General features: G+C 42.8%; 22 protein-coding genes, 1 other RNA gene and 1 pseudogene. 20 read left to right on the forward strand and 4 right to left on the reverse strand.

Features of this window, described 5'->3' with window-relative positions; translation table 11 throughout:
* The first annotated feature begins 362 nt into the window (after positions 1–362).
* On the forward strand, positions 363–725 hold the full coding sequence (gene bamE, locus AC55NX_RS14940) for an outer membrane protein assembly factor BamE (RefSeq protein WP_496996447.1): 363 nt from the start codon (positions 363–365) through the stop codon (positions 723–725).
* Between the two features lie 91 nt (positions 726–816).
* On the opposite strand, the gene AC55NX_RS14945 is transcribed toward bamE, so the two are convergent.
* Together AC55NX_RS14945 and AC55NX_RS14950 are read right to left on the reverse strand one after the other, a co-directional pair.
* Positions 817–1,164, reverse strand: a complete 348-nt coding sequence (locus AC55NX_RS14945) for an RnfH family protein (RefSeq protein WP_496996448.1) — start codon at positions 1,162–1,164, stop codon at positions 817–819.
* Positions 1,161–1,592: an SRPBCC family protein gene (locus AC55NX_RS14950; RefSeq protein ID WP_496996449.1), complete on the reverse strand. Its 432-nt coding sequence runs from the start codon at positions 1,590–1,592 to the stop codon at positions 1,161–1,163. The genes AC55NX_RS14945 and AC55NX_RS14950 overlap by 4 nt, the downstream gene beginning before the upstream one ends.
* Positions 1,593–1,812: 220 nt before the next feature.
* On the opposite strand from AC55NX_RS14950, the gene smpB reads away from it, so the two are divergent.
* The 8 genes and pseudogenes from smpB (at position 1,813) to AC55NX_RS14990 (ending at position 7,846) form a co-directional block, all read left to right on the forward strand.
* Entirely contained in the window at positions 1,813–2,292 is a 480-nt protein-coding gene (gene smpB / locus AC55NX_RS14955) for an SsrA-binding protein SmpB (protein ID WP_496996450.1), read from the forward strand.
* A 68-nt stretch (positions 2,293–2,360) separates the two neighbouring features.
* Positions 2,361–2,726: a transfer-messenger RNA gene (gene ssrA / locus AC55NX_RS14960) on the forward strand.
* Positions 2,727–2,892: 166 nt separating this feature from the next.
* Positions 2,893–3,063: pseudogene (locus AC55NX_RS14965) on the forward strand (integrase arm-type DNA-binding domain-containing protein); the annotation flags it as partial.
* A gap of 200 nt (positions 3,064–3,263) precedes the next feature.
* Entirely contained in the window at positions 3,264–4,211 is a 948-nt protein-coding gene (locus AC55NX_RS14970; protein WP_496996486.1) for a competence protein CoiA family protein, read from the forward strand.
* A gap of 331 nt (positions 4,212–4,542) precedes the next feature.
* Positions 4,543–5,328: a metallophosphoesterase gene (locus AC55NX_RS14975; protein WP_496996451.1), complete on the forward strand. Its 786-nt coding sequence runs from the start codon at positions 4,543–4,545 to the stop codon at positions 5,326–5,328.
* Positions 5,329–5,544: 216 nt separating this feature from the next.
* Positions 5,545–6,594 carry a type IV toxin-antitoxin system AbiEi family antitoxin gene (locus AC55NX_RS14980; RefSeq protein ID WP_496996452.1) on the forward strand — a complete coding sequence of 350 codons (1,050 nt, stop codon included), beginning with the start codon at positions 5,545–5,547 and terminating at the stop codon, positions 6,592–6,594.
* Positions 6,569–7,414 carry a nucleotidyl transferase AbiEii/AbiGii toxin family protein gene (locus AC55NX_RS14985; protein ID WP_496996453.1) on the forward strand — a complete coding sequence of 282 codons (846 nt, stop codon included), beginning with the start codon at positions 6,569–6,571 and terminating at the stop codon, positions 7,412–7,414. Before AC55NX_RS14980 ends, AC55NX_RS14985 begins: the two co-directional genes overlap by 26 nt.
* Positions 7,415–7,747: 333 nt before the next feature.
* On the forward strand, positions 7,748–7,846 hold the full coding sequence (locus tag AC55NX_RS14990; RefSeq protein ID WP_496996454.1) for a hypothetical protein: 99 nt from the start codon (positions 7,748–7,750) through the stop codon (positions 7,844–7,846).
* On the opposite strand, the gene AC55NX_RS14995 is transcribed toward AC55NX_RS14990, so the two are convergent.
* Entirely contained in the window at positions 7,816–8,559 is a 744-nt protein-coding gene (locus AC55NX_RS14995; RefSeq protein ID WP_496996455.1) for a metallophosphoesterase, read from the reverse strand. The two genes, AC55NX_RS14990 and AC55NX_RS14995, sit on opposite strands and share 31 nt — an antisense overlap.
* Positions 8,560–9,087: 528 nt before the next feature.
* Here AC55NX_RS14995 and AC55NX_RS15000 point away from each other — a divergent pair.
* The 10 genes from AC55NX_RS15000 to AC55NX_RS15045 all read left to right on the forward strand — a co-directional run bounded on the left by AC55NX_RS15000 (position 9,088) and on the right by AC55NX_RS15045 (position 16,270).
* Entirely contained in the window at positions 9,088–9,972 is an 885-nt protein-coding gene (locus AC55NX_RS15000) for a HEPN domain-containing protein (protein WP_496996456.1), read from the forward strand.
* Positions 9,973–10,117: 145 nt separating this feature from the next.
* Entirely contained in the window at positions 10,118–10,483 is a 366-nt protein-coding gene (locus AC55NX_RS15005; protein ID WP_496996457.1) for a hypothetical protein, read from the forward strand.
* The gene (locus tag AC55NX_RS15010) at positions 10,483–10,806 is read left to right on the forward strand and encodes a hypothetical protein (protein ID WP_496996458.1); all 324 of its coding nucleotides are present in this window, start codon (positions 10,483–10,485) and stop codon (positions 10,804–10,806) included. Before AC55NX_RS15005 ends, AC55NX_RS15010 begins: the two co-directional genes overlap by 1 nt.
* Positions 10,807–11,267: 461 nt before the next feature.
* A complete protein-coding gene (locus AC55NX_RS15015; protein ID WP_496996459.1) occupies positions 11,268–12,248 on the forward strand; it encodes a 6-phosphofructokinase in 981 nt (326 codons plus the stop codon).
* Between the two features lie 49 nt (positions 12,249–12,297).
* Positions 12,298–12,591, forward strand: coding sequence for a PTS sugar transporter subunit IIB (locus tag AC55NX_RS15020; protein ID WP_496996460.1), 294 nt, complete (start codon positions 12,298–12,300; stop codon positions 12,589–12,591).
* 100 nt (positions 12,592–12,691) lie between these two features.
* Positions 12,692–14,065, forward strand: coding sequence for a PTS sugar transporter subunit IIC (locus tag AC55NX_RS15025; RefSeq protein WP_496996461.1), 1,374 nt, complete (start codon positions 12,692–12,694; stop codon positions 14,063–14,065).
* Entirely contained in the window at positions 14,052–14,894 is an 843-nt protein-coding gene (locus AC55NX_RS15030; RefSeq protein ID WP_496996462.1) for a class II fructose-bisphosphate aldolase, read from the forward strand. Before AC55NX_RS15025 ends, AC55NX_RS15030 begins: the two co-directional genes overlap by 14 nt.
* A 102-nt stretch (positions 14,895–14,996) precedes the next feature.
* Complete coding sequence (locus AC55NX_RS15035) at positions 14,997–15,260, forward strand: hypothetical protein (protein ID WP_496996463.1); 264 nt, start codon at positions 14,997–14,999, stop codon at positions 15,258–15,260.
* A 12-nt stretch (positions 15,261–15,272) separates the two neighbouring features.
* Positions 15,273–15,710 (forward strand): PTS sugar transporter subunit IIA, encoded by a 438-nt coding sequence (locus AC55NX_RS15040; protein WP_496996464.1) that lies wholly within the window; start codon positions 15,273–15,275, stop codon positions 15,708–15,710.
* Positions 15,707–16,270, forward strand: coding sequence for a P-loop nucleotide/nucleoside kinase family protein (locus tag AC55NX_RS15045; RefSeq protein ID WP_496996465.1), 564 nt, complete (start codon positions 15,707–15,709; stop codon positions 16,268–16,270). The genes AC55NX_RS15040 and AC55NX_RS15045 overlap by 4 nt, the downstream gene beginning before the upstream one ends.
* Positions 16,271–16,372: 102 nt before the next feature.
* On the opposite strand, the gene AC55NX_RS15050 is transcribed toward AC55NX_RS15045, so the two are convergent.
* Positions 16,373–17,242 carry a helix-turn-helix domain-containing protein gene (locus tag AC55NX_RS15050; RefSeq protein WP_496996466.1) on the reverse strand — a complete coding sequence of 290 codons (870 nt, stop codon included), beginning with the start codon at positions 17,240–17,242 and terminating at the stop codon, positions 16,373–16,375.
* Positions 17,243–17,437: 195 nt separating this feature from the next.
* Here AC55NX_RS15050 and AC55NX_RS15055 point away from each other — a divergent pair, with 195 nt between their 5' ends.
* Positions 17,438–18,346, forward strand: coding sequence for a DMT family transporter (locus AC55NX_RS15055; RefSeq protein WP_496996467.1), 909 nt, complete (start codon positions 17,438–17,440; stop codon positions 18,344–18,346).
* Positions 18,347–18,357 lie beyond the last annotated feature (11 nt).

Genomic DNA, 18,357 nt, shown 5'->3' on the forward strand with positions numbered 1-18,357 from the left:
GTCATTTTTAATACAGCACTTGATTATTCATCGTTTTACGTAACCACCCGCTCACAGCCTCAGGCCATGAGAAGCGCCATAACCCTCTTACCATCATCACTGCGGTTTGAGAGCTTCTGCTCGCCTGAGGTACTTCATCGAATCCCCTTTTCACCAACCCAAGCAGTTCGAAAGTCGTCCGTATTATCATTAAGACCTATAATTGATGCCGAATGTTGAAAAAAAACCGATCAGATGCAACAAAATCCAAAATTTGTAGTCTGAGTGTGGGATAAGATGGTGGGGAACCCTTTTACTTCTCCATCAAGCTTGTTTATTATCAGCCAAGCTTTCACTCTAAATGACAATGTAGTAAACAAACTATGCAATTTAAGAAGTCTCTCATCACCGCATCATTAGCAATACTTGTCCTCAGTGGATGTTCATCGGTTACCGATATGTTGGTTTACCGGATTGATATCAACCAAGGCAACTACGTTGATCAACAGGCAGTTGATCAACTGAAATTCGGTATGACCAAACAACAAGTCCATTATGTACTTGGCTCTCCGATGCTAGTTGAGAATGGTTATCCCGATACTTGGTACTACATTTATCATCATGTTTCAGGCCATGAAGAACCGGTGCAGAAGAATCTGATTGTCAAATTTGACAAGAGAGGCTCACTCATTCATCTGGCCGGTGACTTTCATAACAGCGATCACTTCTTTGAAAGCATCCGATAACTTGTAAAACCAACAGTTATAAAAAAGCTCGCAATGCGAGCTTTTTACGATTTAACTATCGGGTATCGGGTATCGGGTATCGGGATGACGATTATTTTTTGAGTGGATTCGGTTTGCCACCAGTTACCGGGTCGGCTTTTCCCGCAGCTTTTGCCTGTTCTGCCCGCTTTCTGCGAATTTCTTTCGGATCGGCCAGCAATGGTCGATAAATCTCAATTCGGTCTCGATCCCGGACAGTCGCATCCAACTTCACCGGACGGCTGAAAATCCCTACTTTATTCTTGGTCAGATCGATCTCCGGATACATATTCAACACACCGGATTGGCGGATAATCTCCTCCACCGTCATCGATGGCGACACAACCAACGACAACACGCGCTGTTCATGCGGCAGAGCATACACCACTTCAACATGAATCGTGTTCTCTTCATCCGTCATACATACACCTGCTTGGCTCGTTTGGTGAAAGCATTGACCATATTATTGGTCAGATCATTAAAAATTTTGCCGAATGCCAGCTCAATTATCTTGCTGGAAAACTCAAATTCAAGCTTCAGTTCAACTTTACATGCCCATTCATCGAGTGGTGTAAAGTACCATCCACCACGTAGCATTTTAAACGGCCCGTCCACCAGATCCATCAATATCGCTTCACCCGTTTTTAACTGATTCGACGTGGTAAATGTTTTGCTGATCCCCGCTTTAGAGATATCAACAGAAGCAACCATCTTGTCAGCATTTGACTCAATCACTTTCGCACCGGAACAACCCGGCAAGAACTCAGGATAACGCATCACATCATTGACTAAATTAAACATCTGTTCAGCGCTAAACGATACCAGTGCAGAACGACTCACCTGCTTCATTGATGCTCCTTCTTCCTCTTTACACCCAAGCCTTGTGATTTTACTGTGATACATAAGTGAGCTCAAGGTCAGCGTCCGTCAATCCATCGGCATTACGCAGCCAGTTAATCACCTCATAATGACAACAATCGCAGATTTATCAATCAATTGTGCATATTTTGCACCAATACCAACAAAAGGATTTCCCAACCAACACGCAATCCGTATAATACGCCCCACTATGGCAAAGAAAAAATCAAAAGCAGGGAGCAACACGATTGCTCTAAACAAGAAAGCTCGCCACGAATATTTCATTGAAGATGAAATAGAAGCGGGTATGGAGCTTCAGGGCTGGGAAGTAAAGTCACTTCGCCAGGGCAAAGCAAATATCGCAGAAAGTTATGTATTCTTGCGTGACGGAGAAGCGTTTATCTCCGGCATGAACATTATCCCACTGCAACAAGCCTCGACACATGTGATTGCCAACCCGACCCGGGTACGCAAACTCCTACTCTCTCGTCGGGAGCTCGATAATCTATTCGGCCGGATCAATCGTGAAGGGATGACCTTAATAGCATTATCGCTGTACTGGTCTCGTTCATGGGTCAAAATTAAAGTCGGGGTTGCGAAAGGTAAGAAGATGCATGACAAGCGGGATACGGTCAAAGATCGGGACTGGCAGCGCCAAAAAGACCGCGTCATGAAGAGCGCACTGCGCTAAACTTAATCATATGATTGTGCAGCACTAGACACCGGAAACAATTCTGGTAGTATGCACACTCTACCTCTGGGGCTGATTCAGGATTCGACGGGAATTTTGCAGTCTGAGGTGCATGCCGAGGTGCGGTAGGCCTCGTTAACAAACCGCAAAAAAATAGTCGCAAACGACGAAAACTACGCACTAGCAGCTTAATAACCTGCTGAGAGCCCATCTGCCCTAGCCTCTGCTTGTAGGACGGGGAGTTCAGATGGTCAAACAAAAACAAGCTGGCGTGGATTCCCCCACCTGAGGGATGAAGCGTAAGAGATAATTCAGGTTAGCTATTCATTCGCGTGTCGGTTCGCAGGTGGTAGTGAAATTAAAGATCGACTAAGCATGTAGTACCAAAGATGAATGATTTTCGGACGCGGGTTCAACTCCCGCCAGCTCCACCAATTCAACATCTAAAGACGTCTCAGGACGTCTTTTTTTTGTATCTACATCAATGTAAAATCAATAACTTAGCATCCCATAGTATCTCAAGGTGTTTCACTACATCTTTGACTTTTAGTAACCATTGTAGGAACCTTAGTATTGTGTTCCTTACTTTTAGTTCCTAACATGCCTAGACAAACTAAGCCGCTCACTGCGATAGAAATAAAAAATGCCAAGCCCAAAGAAAAAGAACATAGCCTTGTTGACGGCCAAGGCCTGAAATTGAGAGTTTTGCCAAGTGGCTCTAAGCAATGGCAACTTAATTACTATCGTCCAACAAATAGAAAGCGCGCCAACTGAATCTTTTGTTCAATTAGCTCAAACTCATCCATATCTAGCCCCGACTATTACATCACTTTCATGCAGTTAATAATCGATTGTATAAAAGACAATACGAAAACAAAGGCACAATTCATAACCTATCTAACATATTTATAAAGCATTCTTACCTAAAATCAGTACATACCGTCGCTAAATTGAGAGTTATTCACATTTTGATGATGCTTCAACATATGCCTTTCGGCTTAAGAACCCAAGATCAAACATTCGTTGATGTCGCAGATGTTGTGCGAGGGAAAAATTGCGGCTGTATATGTCCTTCTTGCCACACACCACTGATTGCGAGACAAGGTGAAGAAAAGCAATGGCACTTTGCTCATGCGAGCCGCAAGGTTGAAGGAACTGATAAAGAGTGTGATTTTTCTTTTTTTGTTTCTGTGCGCATGATGGCGAGACAAGTGATAGAAACTGGTATATCTATTGTTCTTCCTGAGTACAGGAGTTCTCTCACAAAACAAGCGAAGGGGAAGTGCTTCAAAGAAGATTTTTTGGTTGCTAAGTCATCCACCATCTTACTTGATAACGTCGATAAAGAAGCTTCATTTGAGAAATGTGTTGTAGACGTCATGGGCAGAGTCGGTGAGTTCACCTTTGTTATTTATTTCACCCACCCAAACCGTCCACTTCCAAGTGAATTGCTCACACCACATAACAGGCAATGCGGTGTACTCGAAATCAAGCTGGATGATACACATCACCTATTTACACGTGATAAAGTCTCAGGGGTTCGGCAACTAGACAGACTAAAAGATTACCTTCAACATGATGTCGAATCTAAAGTGTGGGTATTTCACCCACGCTACGTTCAATTGGCGCAAGAAGCGACTGAGCGATTATCCTTAAAAGCATCTCAGTACACTCCGCCCCCTACTCCGAGTCTTCATAATGACCAACACCGCCATCGCAACCAGAGGAGTTTCAAGCTTCATCGTTCCGACTCATGGCAACCAGCAACGAAAGCTATCCAGCCAGCACCTGTGCCAAGACGTTCAGCTCAATTTGAGTGCATCATGTGTCAATGCCATTGGCAAGTTACACTACCTAATACACCAATCTGCCCTAAATGTCATAGCCACCTATACGCTAGCGAGATCTCATCAAGATAGGGCACATCAAATGTTCATTTTATTTTTCCGTTCATTTTCTATGAACAAACCGAAAAAATGAACACAGCCAAATACTATTCTTAGTTTTTGATTCTCATGACTAGCACTCTGAAAACAGCTAATGAGTAGTTAAAGTTACATAATCAAACCAAAACCCACACAATGAGTAGCAAAGGTGTCATTAGGATCAAATACGTCTCCCAACCAATCGCCGATGAAGTTCCCCTTTTGCGAACTCTGACTCTGGCACAAATACACGCATACCCTAAATCAACAGGAGGTATACTGTACGCAATGACCACACATTTACAAACTCAGCCAGGTGGCGAAATTGAAATTTTACGCGATATCTGATTTGCACTTAGATTTACACGGCATCCATCGGAGCTTTTGGCATAACTTCGATAATGACGCTGTTTTGATTATTGCGGGTGACACCGCCAATGCGCTCAATGGCATTGCGTATGTAAAAAATGTTCTTTGCTCTTACTTTAAAGCCGTAGTCCTCATTGCAGGGAACCACGAGTGGTACGGTAGTAAAAGTAAATCTTATCGTTCTGGTTATCTACACAAACAAGTTTCAATAAATTCCGAAAACGATATTGATGTTCAAACATACTCACCAATAACAAAGCTTAAGTCGCACAGTGACACAACTGCGAACTTGTTTTTTCTGGATAATGAATCAATCAATTTAGACGGATGTACCATCTATGGCGGCACTCTTTGGTTTCCTATCCACACATACTCGCCTGAACTAATAGATGTGTACTCAGAACTAATGAATGATACAAAGTATATCAGCCATCAAATGATTGAGGAGCAGCACAAGGCATTCATTAACAACTTTCCAAGGAAAGTTGATATAGCGATATCTCATCATCTTCCATCAAAGGAAGCTTTTGCTGTCGAACAAAATGCCAACAGCGATTATGCTCCGTACTACCAAGCTAGTTTGAGTGACGAACTGATCTCTAAAGCACGATACTGGATTGCAGGTCATCAGCACGATCCAGTAGAAAAGATCATTGCTGGCAGCACCACTTTCATTTGTAATCCAAAAGGCTCTATCCCACTCAAGTCAGGAGGCTTGAAGATCAAGGCATACTACCTTTAAAGGAAAATCGATACTTTTATTTGATTTATGAAAGCCTTTGGCTTTCATCTCCCAACCATTTTTGTTCATTAGTTTATTGCGTTCATTTAATTTGAACGCTATGAAAAAATGAACACATATGTTCACTTTTTTATATTGTTCATTTAAAATGAACAGCATGAAAAAATGAACAACTTTCCACTACATTTATAGCTAACGTAGGAGTTGGGGGAAAAGATGGATAGTCACATCTATAACAATGCAGAAGAAGAGCTTCTTGAAGGTGCATATTCACTATTAAAAGATGAATACCGCATACCTGTCTCCAGTTTAGACATCATCCATAACTCTAGTCATGGCACAATTGGCAAGGTTAGCTATCAATGTTCAAAAGAGCCTCTCTTTGTTCATTGTTTTACTCAGAAAAAACCTTTAACTGTCGTTCAGATAGCCGACTATAAAAATCAATCTCCATCACCTTGCAAATATGTTTTTCTAACTGATCACGTAAACCCAGCTCTAGCTCAACGACTAAAAGAGGCTAAAATCCAGTTCATAGATCACAGTGGAAATGCATATCTTGATCAAGGTAAGTTCTTTATTTTTGTCAAAGGCAACAAACAAAAAACTCGTAACGTACTGAAAGAAAAACAAGTATTGGGAAAAGCATTTGGAAAAAAAGGCTTACAAGTCATATATGTTTTGCTAACTAAACCCGAAGCTATCACGTTGCCTTATCGAGAGTTAGCCAAAACCTCAAATGTATCCCTTGGTACTATTGGAGATGTCATGCTGGATTTAGACTATCAGGGCTACATTGACAAGAATGGAAAAACGCTCCTAAATGGAAAAAGCCTTATGCAGAAATGGGCTAAAGAGTATGGCTATCTACTAGTAAAAAACACACCTAACATCCAATACACAACTGACAATATCGATTGGTGTACTAATGAGTTGCTTAGTCAATGCAACGCATTGTTAGGTGGAGATGCAGCAGCTGATCGATACACCCACTTTCTAAGCTCAAATAAAGCACGAGTTTATATATCCAAAGAGAACTCCAAGTTACTACTACGGCATGGCCGCTTAAAGCAGATTCGTGAAGATGAACACTACTCTGTAAAAATAGAGATTGTAGAGCCTTTTACCGAATTAAATGTCTTAAAAGGCCCTCTCGAAAATTTAGTGAACCCTTTAATTGTTTATGCTGAACTACTAGCGTCAGACGATGTGAGAAACCTTGAGGTTGCAGAGAAGTTATATGACCAATACCTACGTCAAAATTAATAAAAAGTTCCCCAAAGGACTCACCGAACTCTATGCTGATGTAAATAGTGAAGCACAAAAACTTGCTATCCCTTATATGATCGTAGGTGCAATGGCTCGTGACCTAGTGCTCGTCCATGGATTTGACGCAAAGATCGAACGAGGAACTAGAGATGTAGACTTTGGGATCTGCGTAGAATCCTGGGATCAATTCCATAATCTGGCTACCAACTTGATTGCCATCGGCTTCATTCAAGATGAACACGTAAGTCATCGCTTTCATAGACAAGGCAGTGACGGTATGCCGTGGGAACTGGATATAGTTCCATTTGGGGAAATAGCAGATAACAATAATATTGCTTGGCCTCCAAAAGGAGACTTCGTTATGAATGTTCTAGGGTTTCAAGAAGCGCTGGATAGTTCATGGCAAGTCCTAGTGCAAGATGATCCTGAGTTGGTTCTGCCTGTTTGTGCGCCAGCGGGCATAGCGCTCTTAAAGTTAATTGCCTGGCTAGATAGAGAAAGTGACAAACGAAAAAAAGATGCCACAGACCTGTTATATCTTATTAGTACCTATAGCAAGATACCTTCAGTCTATGATGCTCTCTACGAAGAAGGTTTCATGGATGCACAAGATTATGATGAGTTAAAAGCCAGCGCTTGTAAACTTGGTGCCGATATCGCGGCTATAGCTTCAGGACCAGCTAAAACGTTTCTACAGGATGAGCTATTTAAAAAAGAAGCATTGATGGATGTTCTTAGCAGGGAGATGAAAAACAACTCGAAATTCACGTATGAGGAGTCATCTGCTTGTCTCAACTTGCTTGCACAAGCATTATAAAATCAGCTACGTTAGGTTTACTCATTGTGGAGTTCGCTCGCTGTCCTGATTAGAACATTTTGCTCTATCGAAGCACCTAAAAAACACAAAAACGTATAAATGGACGCGGGTGCAGTTCCTTTTGAAGCAGGAAATTGATGCAACATTTGATGCAACACCAAATTAGTAACATCGATATAAATTACTGAATTTATGAAAAATGAGAAATCATTTCAACTCCCGCCAGCCCACCAAATCATAGTTTAAAGACGTCCTCGGGCGTCTTTTTTCTTGTCTGGAACAAGCTCAATCGGATTCGTGTGTTTATGAGTATCGTTCGATAATTTCTTAGAATTGAACTCCAACTATCAATTTGTACAGCATGTACTTTTTATGGATAAGATCGGACAGTCGCCAATAAATCAATGGTCAGATATTGTTATCGTATCATGAGAAATATCATCGGATAGATGGAAGACGTTAAATCCAATAGCTATTTTTTGATCATACTTTATCTCATCATGACAAGAATGATCAAATTGAACCCATGAAGACGGACATGATAAAAATATAGTACTTTCCCTTTCTTCTACGAAGTAGTTATGACAATGTCCATAAGAGAGATATTTTAAATTATTTATTTCCGATAGCGATTTCATCAATAAATCACCATTATCAAGACATATCTTCTGAAACCAATTTGCTCCGATTTTAAAAGGTGGATGATGAATGAAGATGATCTTATTCGAATTCTCTCTAAGCTTAGACTTTATCGTTTCAAAATAATAAATATCGATCTTTCCTCCGCCTAGATATTCTCCTTTCTCACTAGAATCCAAGAAAATAACATCATTGCTACCTATCTCTAGAACATCCTGAATTTTAAATAAATTTTCTTGTGTAGCTAACTCCTGCATTAAGACTATATCATCATGATTGCCGGGGATAGCATATATTGGATTGTGAGTAAAAGTTCTTATATATTGATAAAGTTCAATATAATGAGCGTTATCAGCTTTCATGACCAGATCGCCAGAAAGCACTAAAATATATTTATCATATAAATCATTGATTTTATTTAATACTAAGGATAAATTTTTCCTTGAATCATGATTTTTGTCTCTAATACAAAAATGTATATCTGATATTTGAATTATTTCATCCATTTTTATTTAGGTTCCCTATGATTTTCAACTTCATACATATTATCCGAATTGAATCGATTATAGGGAGAGTTATCATCAAATATATCGTTTTTTTCAATTGTCTTAACTTATATTATAAAGAACCGTATTATCACTGCCACAGGTATCTACGGCTAATTGGGTATTACGTTCACTCATAAATTGTGTCAAATCTGGAGGCAAAACCAATTCGGAACAACCCATCAGACCGATTATGTAACCAGACACATGCGAAATCCCCAGTTTTCTTATGCTCAAGGTATCCGGCTTGCCTCCCAGTGGCAGCGCAATATCTCCCCCACAAGCATTAGAAAAGTATGATTTTTCCTGAATTGTGTCGCAAAGTGCCCTTGCGTATATCGCCACCAACAACAAAATCGCTCACGATACCGACATCAAGTCACAGCCGGGTATTATTACCATGACAAAACCGCAAATCATCAACAAAAACAACGCCGCCCGATGCGGTAACGGTTTGTTTTACCCCCGGCTCATAGTAGGATAACCGCGATGAAAACAGCACTCGACCACCTCCCGGAGCGGAAGCAACAAGAACTTCACATCATCACCACCGTATTACGCGATACGCTGGATGATTTCTTACGCAGCAAAAATGGCAGTAAAGCTGAGTTTCGGATCCTTAAAATTATCCTGTTTGGCAGCCATGCCAAAGGCACATGGGTCAGTGACCGACCCAACGGTTATATCAGCGACTACGATATTCTGGTGATCGTCAACCGCTCATCATTAGTCGAAGAGTACGCGGTGTGGCACTGTGCCGAAGAGCAGATTGCGCGTCGGGTTAACTCCGCCCCGCTCGGCTTGATCGTCCACACACTCAATGAAGTCCATCAGCAACTCCAGCAAGGTCACTACTTCTTTAAAGATATTCGAGAACAGGGCATTGAACTGTTCAGCGCCGATAAGCGGGAACTGCCCATGCCGGGGAATTTAAGTGAAGCTGAGCGAGTTGCAATTGCCAGTAAGCATTATTCAATTTGGTTTGAAAATGCGATCCAGTTTTTCAGTATTTCCCAAGATCTTTTAGTTAGAAACTGGCTTAGTAATTCAGCATTTCAATTACACCAAGCAGCCGAACGCCTGTTTGCCTGCACCCTGTTAGTGTGTACCAACTATCTGCCTAAAACCCACAATATTGAAAGCCTGCGCTCAATGTGCGCCCAGCAAGACCCGGCCTTTGCCGAGCTATTCCCGATGGAAAATAAGTTCCACCGTCGCAGCTTCCAGCGCCTCAAACGCGCCTATATCGATGCCCGTTATTCCGAACATTACGAAATCACCGCAGAAGAGCTGACGTATTTACAAAGTGAAGTAGATAAATTACGGGAAATGACGGAACGGGTTTGTCGGGGGAGGATTGGAAATACAGGATAATGGCCAGTCTCTGTGGGGATTTTTTGAATAAAGATCTCATTACCATTCCCTAAGCAGAAAAAATGCGCTTACTTCAAATAGAACATTTTACTTATAGCGTGATACTATTCCTGCACATTTTCATTGGTTAGGTATAGGTTATTTTATGGCATCTAGGAATGTTGCTGGCTTATTTTTTATATTAATTATTATCGCTATATCATTAGCAAATGCATCAGCATATGTAGGTGATATTATTGAACAATTTTTAGAGTTCCTTGGCGGAATTATTACAGTCTTAGTATTAATTGGCCTTTTTGGTGTCTGGCGAGACATAAAAGTTTTCAAAGAGAAAGAATTTAAGCTTATTGGAGTTTTATATCCTGCATTAATCATATGTGAAACTATCTATCCGGTCATTGAATATTCAGAGCAAAATTTTCCTGAGTATTGGTGGGGTTCTCATTTATTAGAATTTTTATTTTCGATTTATATTCTCAGTATCTTTATTAGTAAAAAAAGGAAAGCATAATGCCATCATTTACAGGTCAATTAGCAGAACTAAGAAAGTATGGTGTTATTGGCTCAATGTTATATAAATTATATCAACAGTATGAAGCCAAACAAGATGCTAACGAAACATATAAAGAACTGATTGTTGTATTAGATGGGCTTTGGTCTGAAGGATACAGATTCGAATCAAAAGAAGTTCAAGCAGTTGTTACGTTACTGCGTGAACTTCCAGCACCCGGAGCAAGAAAAAGAAGCTTTGAGAGAAGATATCTTGTCGATGAATATACTCTAAAACAATTACCACATGACCCCAGAAGAATTTCACCCGGATATTGGCACTAATTAGAAAGCAATATAACAGCCCGCAGATGATGATGTGGGCTTTTTATTATCTACCCCTAAGGGTTTTCTTGTTCATCAAATGTGATCAGATTATTGCGACAGACTATGTAACCAACACTTCTATTAATTCATTTAAATCTTGTTATTTAACGTAAGAAATCAAACCAATAAATAAGATATGAACGTGCTGTATAGGCTAAACCGTATAGTATTATTTTAGGGGATGACTACAAGAGAAACTCAGCCCCATCAATCCATACTTCCTCGCATATGAACACCCTCCAATTTAACATTTAAATAACAATCAAGATATTTGTGTGACTTAAGTCACAATAAACAGCAGTGATCCAGATCGATTTTATTCACAGATTATTTTTTGATCTGATTTTTATCGATCTTGATCACAACAAACCCTTATTGAGTGTTTAATAATCAAACCATAACAAAATAAGGAGAATCCTATGAAAATTGGTATCGTGATTAGCGGCGGAGATGGCGCTGGTATCAATAACTTTATCTTTCAGGTGGCTAGACTATCCGGTGCGGATATTACGATTTTTAATGGCGGCATCTACGGGCTGCTCAACGGCAGCAAGATTGATATCAGCTACCGTGATTTGATTGATTACTCGATTTCTTCAATGCCGATTATTTCATCCGGTCGTTCTGAGCGCTATTTAAACCCGAAAGAGTACGATCAGATTGCGACACGTTTGAAGAAGGAAAAAATATCGGTGCTGATTTTGGCCGGCGGTGACGGCTCGATGAAGTTTCTACATAAACTCAGTCAATACGGTGTCAACTGTTTCGGCATCGGGATGACGGTGGATAATGATTTGGCAGGGTCTGAATATACGATTGGATTTTCAACCGCCTGTGAAGAAGTGTTACATGAAGTGACCAAATTAAGAAATACCGGTCGGGCATTGCCGAATCGTGTCTTTATGGTTGAAGTGCTCGGGGCATATTGTGGCGAATTAACCCTTCAGTCCGCCATCAAATCGAATGCTGATTTTGCTCTGATTCCTGAGTATATGATTCCCATTGAAGAATTAGCCACCCGGGTGAAGGATAAATTAGCGATTCAAAATAGTGTGATTATTTTATGTGCCGAAAGTTATACCCATGAATATACCCCCGGTTTTCAGGGTGCCATTGATACCGTGGCAGAACAATTAGAACCTTTAATTGGTATCAGAATAAGAAAGACCACATTAGGATTTGGTTTAAGAAACGGAAATCCGACAACTGAGGAAATTTATCAAGGTACGATTGCTGCCAGTGAAGTCGTACGTTGTATAAAAAGTGGAATGGCTAACAAAGTGATTGTTATCAACTCCAGTAATAAACCGATACCGGTTGATCTCAATACAATGCAAAACCGGACAATTGATAAGGAAGGTCACTATTTTAAACTTGCAAAACAATTAGAAATTATATGAAAACATAATATAACGTGATGAAAGATAGAACATGAAGAAGGATTAGCTCATGACTTATAACATATGGTGTGTGTGCGGTTGTGGTTTAGGCTCTAGTTTTGCGTTAGAAATGACAGCAAAACCGGTACTAGAAAAGCTCGGTATCGATTTTAGTTTAAACCATACCACGGTATCTGAGGTTTTAGCATTAAAACCGGATGCGATTATTACCTCAACTTCATTCTCTGATGCAATTAAAGCAAGTGCCTCTCCTGAGGATGCTGAAAAAATAATTACTATCCAGAAATTTACAGACAGTAATGAAATGGAAGAGAAATTAAATCAGTTCTTTCTTCATAAATAAGAATATTTCTCTGCCTATTTTATTTATATAACCCCCCAAACATAGCTTAATTAAAAATTAAGCTATGGGTACCCTATTGATTAAAAATGGAGCACATATTATGAGCGCCTTTTTCGAATTTATTGTAAAAGACTTATTAGGTCAGGCATCCATACTCATCGCATTTATTGCCATGATTGGTCTGATATTACAGAAAAAAACCTACGGAAAGATATTTGAAGGTACATTTAAAACCATGCTGGGCTTTTTAGTGATGATGGCCGGCATTAATATTATTGTCGAAACCCTTACCTTTCTAAACCAAATTTTTACCACCGGTTTCGGCATGTCGGGCTATATTACCGATGTCGCCGCGATTGCAGGGGTTGCCAACAAACAATTAGGCAGCGAAGTGGCATTAACCCTTTTGGTGATATTCGCCACTAATATTTTGATCGCCCGCTTCACACCATGGAAATATATATTCCTCACCGGTCAGGCGTTGCTATGGATGAGTACCATTGGTGCCGTCATTGGCTACAAAGCCGGATTAACCGGACTCCCCCTGATCCTGACCGGTGGGATTTTTGGCGGCATCATGGCAGTTGCCATGCCCGCTATCGCACAACCCGTGGTACGTCGTATCACCGGCAACGACAGTATCGCTCTGGGGCACTTCTGTACCATTGGTTATATGGTTCAGGCCGCTGTCGCCAAAGTGGTCGGCAAAAACTCCAAGTCAACCGAAGACATTCAACTGCCGAAAGCATTCTCTTTTTTGAATGATACCTACTTGTCGATGGCGGTGGTGATGATCCCGATGTATCTCATCCCTGCAATCGCTGCCGGTCCGGAATACATTGCGAAATACTCTAATGGCATGAATTACCTGATGTATGCGTTCATGCAGGCGATGGTATTTGTTGCCGGTGTCTTTGTGCTCTACTCCGGGGTACGCCTGTTACTGCAAGAGTTGGTTCCTGCATTTCAGGGGATTGCGATGCGTTTGGTGCCGAATGCCAAGCCTGCGTTAGATTGTCCGGTGATGTTCCCTTATGCACCCAATGCCGTCATTTTGGGCTTCCTCTCCACCACCGTGGGTACGGTAATTGGCATGTTGCTATTCCCGATGTTCGGGCTCGCCATGATCCTGCCCGGCTTATTAACTAACTTCTTCGCCGGCGGGACTGCTGGTATTTTCGGCAACGCAATGGGCGGCAGACGGGGTGCCATTATTGGTGGTGTCGTCCACGGCTTATTCATCACCTTCTTACCCGCCATTCTGATCCCACTGCTTGAAACCTATGGTTTTGTCGGTGTGACCTTCAGTGACTCCGATGTGATTTCATCCGGTTTACTGCTCGGCAACGCCTTCAACGGCAATTGGGGATTTGTGGTGACGTTCATCGTCTTGGTGATCGCCATTACCTATTTCGTCAACAAATCGCTTTCTCGCTCTGAAGATAAAAAGGATATCGCTAATGAAACTGCTTAATTTCAAACAACTCTTGCCCATTGCACAACGACGCGGGTTTCATGCGGTGGGTTCATTTAACTTGCACTGTCTTGAAATGCTCCCCGCTTATTTCGAAGCGGCGCTCGATACCAACGCCCCGTTGATGATCCAAATTTCAACGGGCACGGCGGAATATTTAGGCCGTGAGTTACTGGTGGGATCGATCAAAACCTTGGCTGAAGTACACGATGTGCCCACCTGTTTACATCTGGATCACTGTTCAAATCTCGATGACATCAAAAAAGCCATCGACAGTGGGTTCAGCAGTGTGATGTACGATGGATCGCATTTACCGTTAGAGGAAAATATTGCCAATACCAATATCATTCTGGAATACGCCCGCCGGTTCAATGTCACTGTTGAGGCGGAATTAGGCGCCATCGGCGGTGCGGAAGACGGTAAAGCCGTTGCCGATAGTGACATCGCTTTTACGACGGTAGCAGAGGCGACTCAGTTTGTCCGCGAGGCTGATGTTGATATGCTGGCCGTCAGTATCGGCACGGTGCACGGGTCTTACACCGCCAAAACCAATATTCAGCACCAATTATTGGCAGAAATCCATCAGGCGGTCGACAAGTCTCTGGTTCTCCATGGCGGTACCGGCGTCAGTGATGAAGATATGCGTGATGTCATTCGTCACGGGATGGATAAAGTCAATGTCGGCACCGAAATGAATGTCCAATGGGTGAAACACTGTCAGGATACCTTCTCCAGCGGCAAAGTAGACGACTCGGTGCGCAAGTTCTTTATTCCGGCGCGTAAAGCGGTCAGAGAAGTCATTGCGGAGAAGATGCGTCTCTTTCAATAACAGAGACATCAATAACAGAGACGTAAATAACAGATAGTTCAATCACATCGCTTAAATCACGATTCAGCGCCCCGCTGCGGCGGGGCCATTGAGGAGGCTCATATGCAATTCCTGAAAAAGTTATTCGCTGGCCACAATACCCCGACAGTCACTGAAAGTGAGGCGGATGCCATTCACCAAGCCATTTTGCAACTGGAACAACAGTATGCTGCAACCCCCGATGATATAACCCTGCGGCAAAATCTGTTGGTCAAATACACTCAGGCAGCCTCAATTTATGCACAAGTTCCTGCATACCAAAATCGTGTCGACGATGTGTTTGACAAAATGAATGAGCTGAGAAATACCGCGCGGAAAAATTTCTGAGAAGGAAACATTATGCTGAAAGCGCTTTTAGTGGAAGCCGATGCGATCCAGTTACAAGTGGATGCGAAAGACTGGCAAGAGGCACTCGATATTGCGGCCCGCCCACTGTTGGATCATCAATTTATCAATCCCTCTTATTTAGATGCGATTAAAACGGCGACTGAAGAAACCGGCCCTTATTACGTGTTCGAAGACGAACGGTTTGCACTGCCCCATGCACGGCCGGAGGACGGCGTGAACCGGCTTGGTTTTAGTTTAGTCACCCTCAAACATCCGATTACCATTCAATCAAGCCCTGAAGTTGATCTGATTATCATGTTATGTGCTTTAGATGGTCACAGTCATATTGAACAAGGCCTGCGGCCCATTTTTGAGCGGCTCAGTGATGCAAAAACCCGGGAGCAATTAAAACATGCGACGACGAAAGAAGAGGTGCTGAATTTACTATGAAAACTGTCATTCTTGTTAATGGAATCCCGGCGTCAGGCAAAAGCACGACGGCAACCAAAATTGCCGAATACTTTACCTGCCCCTATTTGTCGATCGATACCATTAAAGAGCCGTTTATGGGTCTCTATAGCGATGTGGATCGCAAACTCAACCGAAAACTCGGTCAGGCCGCTTATCAAGTTATTTGGGACACGATCGCCCAAGCCCCTGATGAATGTGTGTATGTGGTCGATGCCTGGTTTGGGTTCCGTCCCAAAGCCGAGCTGCTCCGGTATGTGGATGAAGCCAATATTCACCATGTGATCGAGGTATGGAATCAAGTGTCGCCGGAGACGGTGGTTGAACGTTACAAACAGCGTTTGCCCTACCGGAAAAAAGGCCACCCCGGAGCTGAATATCTGCCGGAACTGGAAACGTTAGCCCAAAAAGCGAAACCGATGAACATTGGCGAGCTGGTTTGGCTCGATCAGGATGACACGTCGAGTCATGCCAAGCTATTGCCCGAGATCACCGCCCGGATGGCAACCCGGTCTCCCGTCAAACAAACCATCAACTATTAACCGAACCATCCCCAAACGCCCTGCTATCGTGGGGCATCCATACGTGACATATTGACTGAACTCAGCGGAATTACAGGTTCATATCACTTTTTACGAATTTGTCTAACGGTGCCGGTATTGGCTTGGGGTACATCCGCTGGCAAGTTTAAAACGATTGGAAAAGTGCCCCGATGAACTGAAACCACACTGCAGAGCGATGGTCACTAAAGACAGATCGGTTTTCTTCAGCAGCGTTTTCGCCAACAGTAAGCGCTGCTGCATCACATATTGATGCGGAGCCAGCCCGACGGATTGTTTAAACATCCGCGCAAAATGGTATTCACTTAAATTCGCAACTCCAGCTAAATCAGCAAGTTGGATGCAGGCACTGAGATTTGCCTCAATATAGGCTTTCACTCTGGCCAGTTGAAAAGGCGCCAGTCCGCCGGTGACGGGTACCGGATTCCATTTAAAATTGGTGTAGTGGCGAACTAAATGAGTGAGCAATAGTGTCGTTGCTGAACTCAGCGCTAAGCGGTCAGCGGAATCATTCCAACTCAGATTCAATAAAAATTGCCGGTACAGCGTGGTGACTTGCGGGTCATCGGCAAAGATTCGTTCATCGATACTAATTCCGTAGGGACTCTTGTCCCACACCGATTCCGCCACCTGTTTTAAGTGCCGGTCAGTAAAATAAAAATGAACAAACGATAATGAGCCGCGAATATCCCAGACAGACGAATAATCTTTGGGCATCAGGCACATCCGGTCTGGCTTGCCACCGTTACGCCAGCCGTGCGGCGTTTTCAGGAAAGATTGATAACCATCTTTGACATATAAACTCAAGGTATGATGTTCAGGCGCACTGACATCTACCAGCGCATGTTGATTATACCAGGATGTCACTCCGGTACCGTTGTCCAGCACAGTTGAATCTAACTGCTGCGCCTTCTGCTGCTGTAAGCATTCAATCATCCGGTACGGCTCAGACATGGTTTATCCTCTCCGGTATATCAACTTTAACCAGAAACCAGTTTATGGCTAATCATGATGGCAAGCAAACCGATCCCGGCAGCCTTTCTCAAAAAACCCGCAAGAATATGTAAATAGTCAGCAAGCCCCTGTAATCCCGGTCATGGCAACACGGTTAAAATCACCGTCGTACGATTCAGACGGATAAAACAAAATATGATTAACGGTTCACTCTATCTCATCACTGTCCTCATCTGGGGAACAACCTGGTTTGCCATTGCACTCCAAACGGGCGACGTCCCCGCAATGGTTTCGGTATTCTACCGCTTTGCGATTGCCTCATGTCTGCTCATTACCATTCTGAAATGGTCAGGCAAACTACAAGCCATCAATCGACGCGATCACCTCTTCTGCCTGCTGCAAGGGGTGTGCGTGTTCTGCCTGAATTTTTTATGCTTTTATTCAGCCAATCACTATATCAACAGCGGCTTAGAATCGGTTTTATTTTCAATGGCGATTGTGTTTAACGCGATCAATGGCGTGATATTTCTCGGCCAGCGCATTACCTACCGACTCGCCATTGCCAGTCTGATCGGTATTTCAGGCATTGTTTGTCTGTTCTGGGAGAGTGTATTTGCCAATGACTTTAATACCTCAACCCTGATCGGCATCGGCCTGTGCCTGCTGGGAACTTACGGCTTCTCGCTCGGTAATATGATCAGTGCCCGCCATCAGAACAGAGGCAACGATGTCTTATCCACCAATGCCTATGCGATGCTCTATGGCGCGCTCACTATGCTACTGATCATTGGGGTCACCGGAACGCATTTCACCATTGACACCACCGTCAGCTACCTCGGCGCGCTCTTTTATCTGGCGATTTTTGGCACCGTGATTGGCTTTGGCACTTACTTTGCGCTGGTGGGGCGTATCGGGACAGGCGCGGCTGCTTATGCGACGATCTTATTTCCGTTAGTGGCGTTATCGATCTCAACGCTGTTTGAAGGTTATGTCTGGACACAAAGCGCTGTGGTTGGATTGATGCTGATTCTGACCGGTAATATTGTGATGTTTTTGAAAGTGAAACCACGGCCGAAGCCGCGCTCAAAAGCCATCCTCCATTGATTGGGGCCGCT

It is taken from the genome of Vibrio rubrogenes (assembly GCF_059641415.1).

Bases quoted from the DNA above. Each gene is read 5' to 3' on its own strand.
- bamE (WP_496996447.1), top strand. From the start codon at position 363: ATGCAATTTAAGAAGTCTCTCATCACCGCATCATTAGCAATACTTGTC.
- AC55NX_RS14945 (WP_496996448.1), bottom strand. From the start codon at position 1,164: ATGACGGATGAAGAGAACACGATTCATGTTGAAGTGGTGTATGCTCTG.
- AC55NX_RS14950 (WP_496996449.1), bottom strand. From the start codon at position 1,592: ATGAAGCAGGTGAGTCGTTCTGCACTGGTATCGTTTAGCGCTGAACAG.
- smpB (WP_496996450.1), top strand. From the start codon at position 1,813: ATGGCAAAGAAAAAATCAAAAGCAGGGAGCAACACGATTGCTCTAAAC.
- AC55NX_RS14970 (WP_496996486.1), top strand. From the start codon at position 3,264: ATGATGCTTCAACATATGCCTTTCGGCTTAAGAACCCAAGATCAAACA.
- AC55NX_RS14980 (WP_496996452.1), top strand. From the start codon at position 5,545: ATGGATAGTCACATCTATAACAATGCAGAAGAAGAGCTTCTTGAAGGT.
- AC55NX_RS14985 (WP_496996453.1), top strand. From the start codon at position 6,569: ATGACCAATACCTACGTCAAAATTAATAAAAAGTTCCCCAAAGGACTC.
- AC55NX_RS14995 (WP_496996455.1), bottom strand. From the start codon at position 8,559: ATGGATGAAATAATTCAAATATCAGATATACATTTTTGTATTAGAGAC.
- AC55NX_RS15000 (WP_496996456.1), top strand. From the start codon at position 9,088: ATGAAAACAGCACTCGACCACCTCCCGGAGCGGAAGCAACAAGAACTT.
- AC55NX_RS15005 (WP_496996457.1), top strand. From the start codon at position 10,118: ATGGCATCTAGGAATGTTGCTGGCTTATTTTTTATATTAATTATTATC.
- AC55NX_RS15010 (WP_496996458.1), top strand. From the start codon at position 10,483: ATGCCATCATTTACAGGTCAATTAGCAGAACTAAGAAAGTATGGTGTT.
- AC55NX_RS15015 (WP_496996459.1), top strand. From the start codon at position 11,268: ATGAAAATTGGTATCGTGATTAGCGGCGGAGATGGCGCTGGTATCAAT.
- AC55NX_RS15020 (WP_496996460.1), top strand. From the start codon at position 12,298: ATGACTTATAACATATGGTGTGTGTGCGGTTGTGGTTTAGGCTCTAGT.
- AC55NX_RS15025 (WP_496996461.1), top strand. From the start codon at position 12,692: ATGAGCGCCTTTTTCGAATTTATTGTAAAAGACTTATTAGGTCAGGCA.
- AC55NX_RS15030 (WP_496996462.1), top strand. From the start codon at position 14,052: ATGAAACTGCTTAATTTCAAACAACTCTTGCCCATTGCACAACGACGC.
- AC55NX_RS15035 (WP_496996463.1), top strand. From the start codon at position 14,997: ATGCAATTCCTGAAAAAGTTATTCGCTGGCCACAATACCCCGACAGTC.
- AC55NX_RS15040 (WP_496996464.1), top strand. From the start codon at position 15,273: ATGCTGAAAGCGCTTTTAGTGGAAGCCGATGCGATCCAGTTACAAGTG.
- AC55NX_RS15045 (WP_496996465.1), top strand. From the start codon at position 15,707: ATGAAAACTGTCATTCTTGTTAATGGAATCCCGGCGTCAGGCAAAAGC.
- AC55NX_RS15050 (WP_496996466.1), bottom strand. From the start codon at position 17,242: ATGTCTGAGCCGTACCGGATGATTGAATGCTTACAGCAGCAGAAGGCG.
- AC55NX_RS15055 (WP_496996467.1), top strand. From the start codon at position 17,438: ATGATTAACGGTTCACTCTATCTCATCACTGTCCTCATCTGGGGAACA.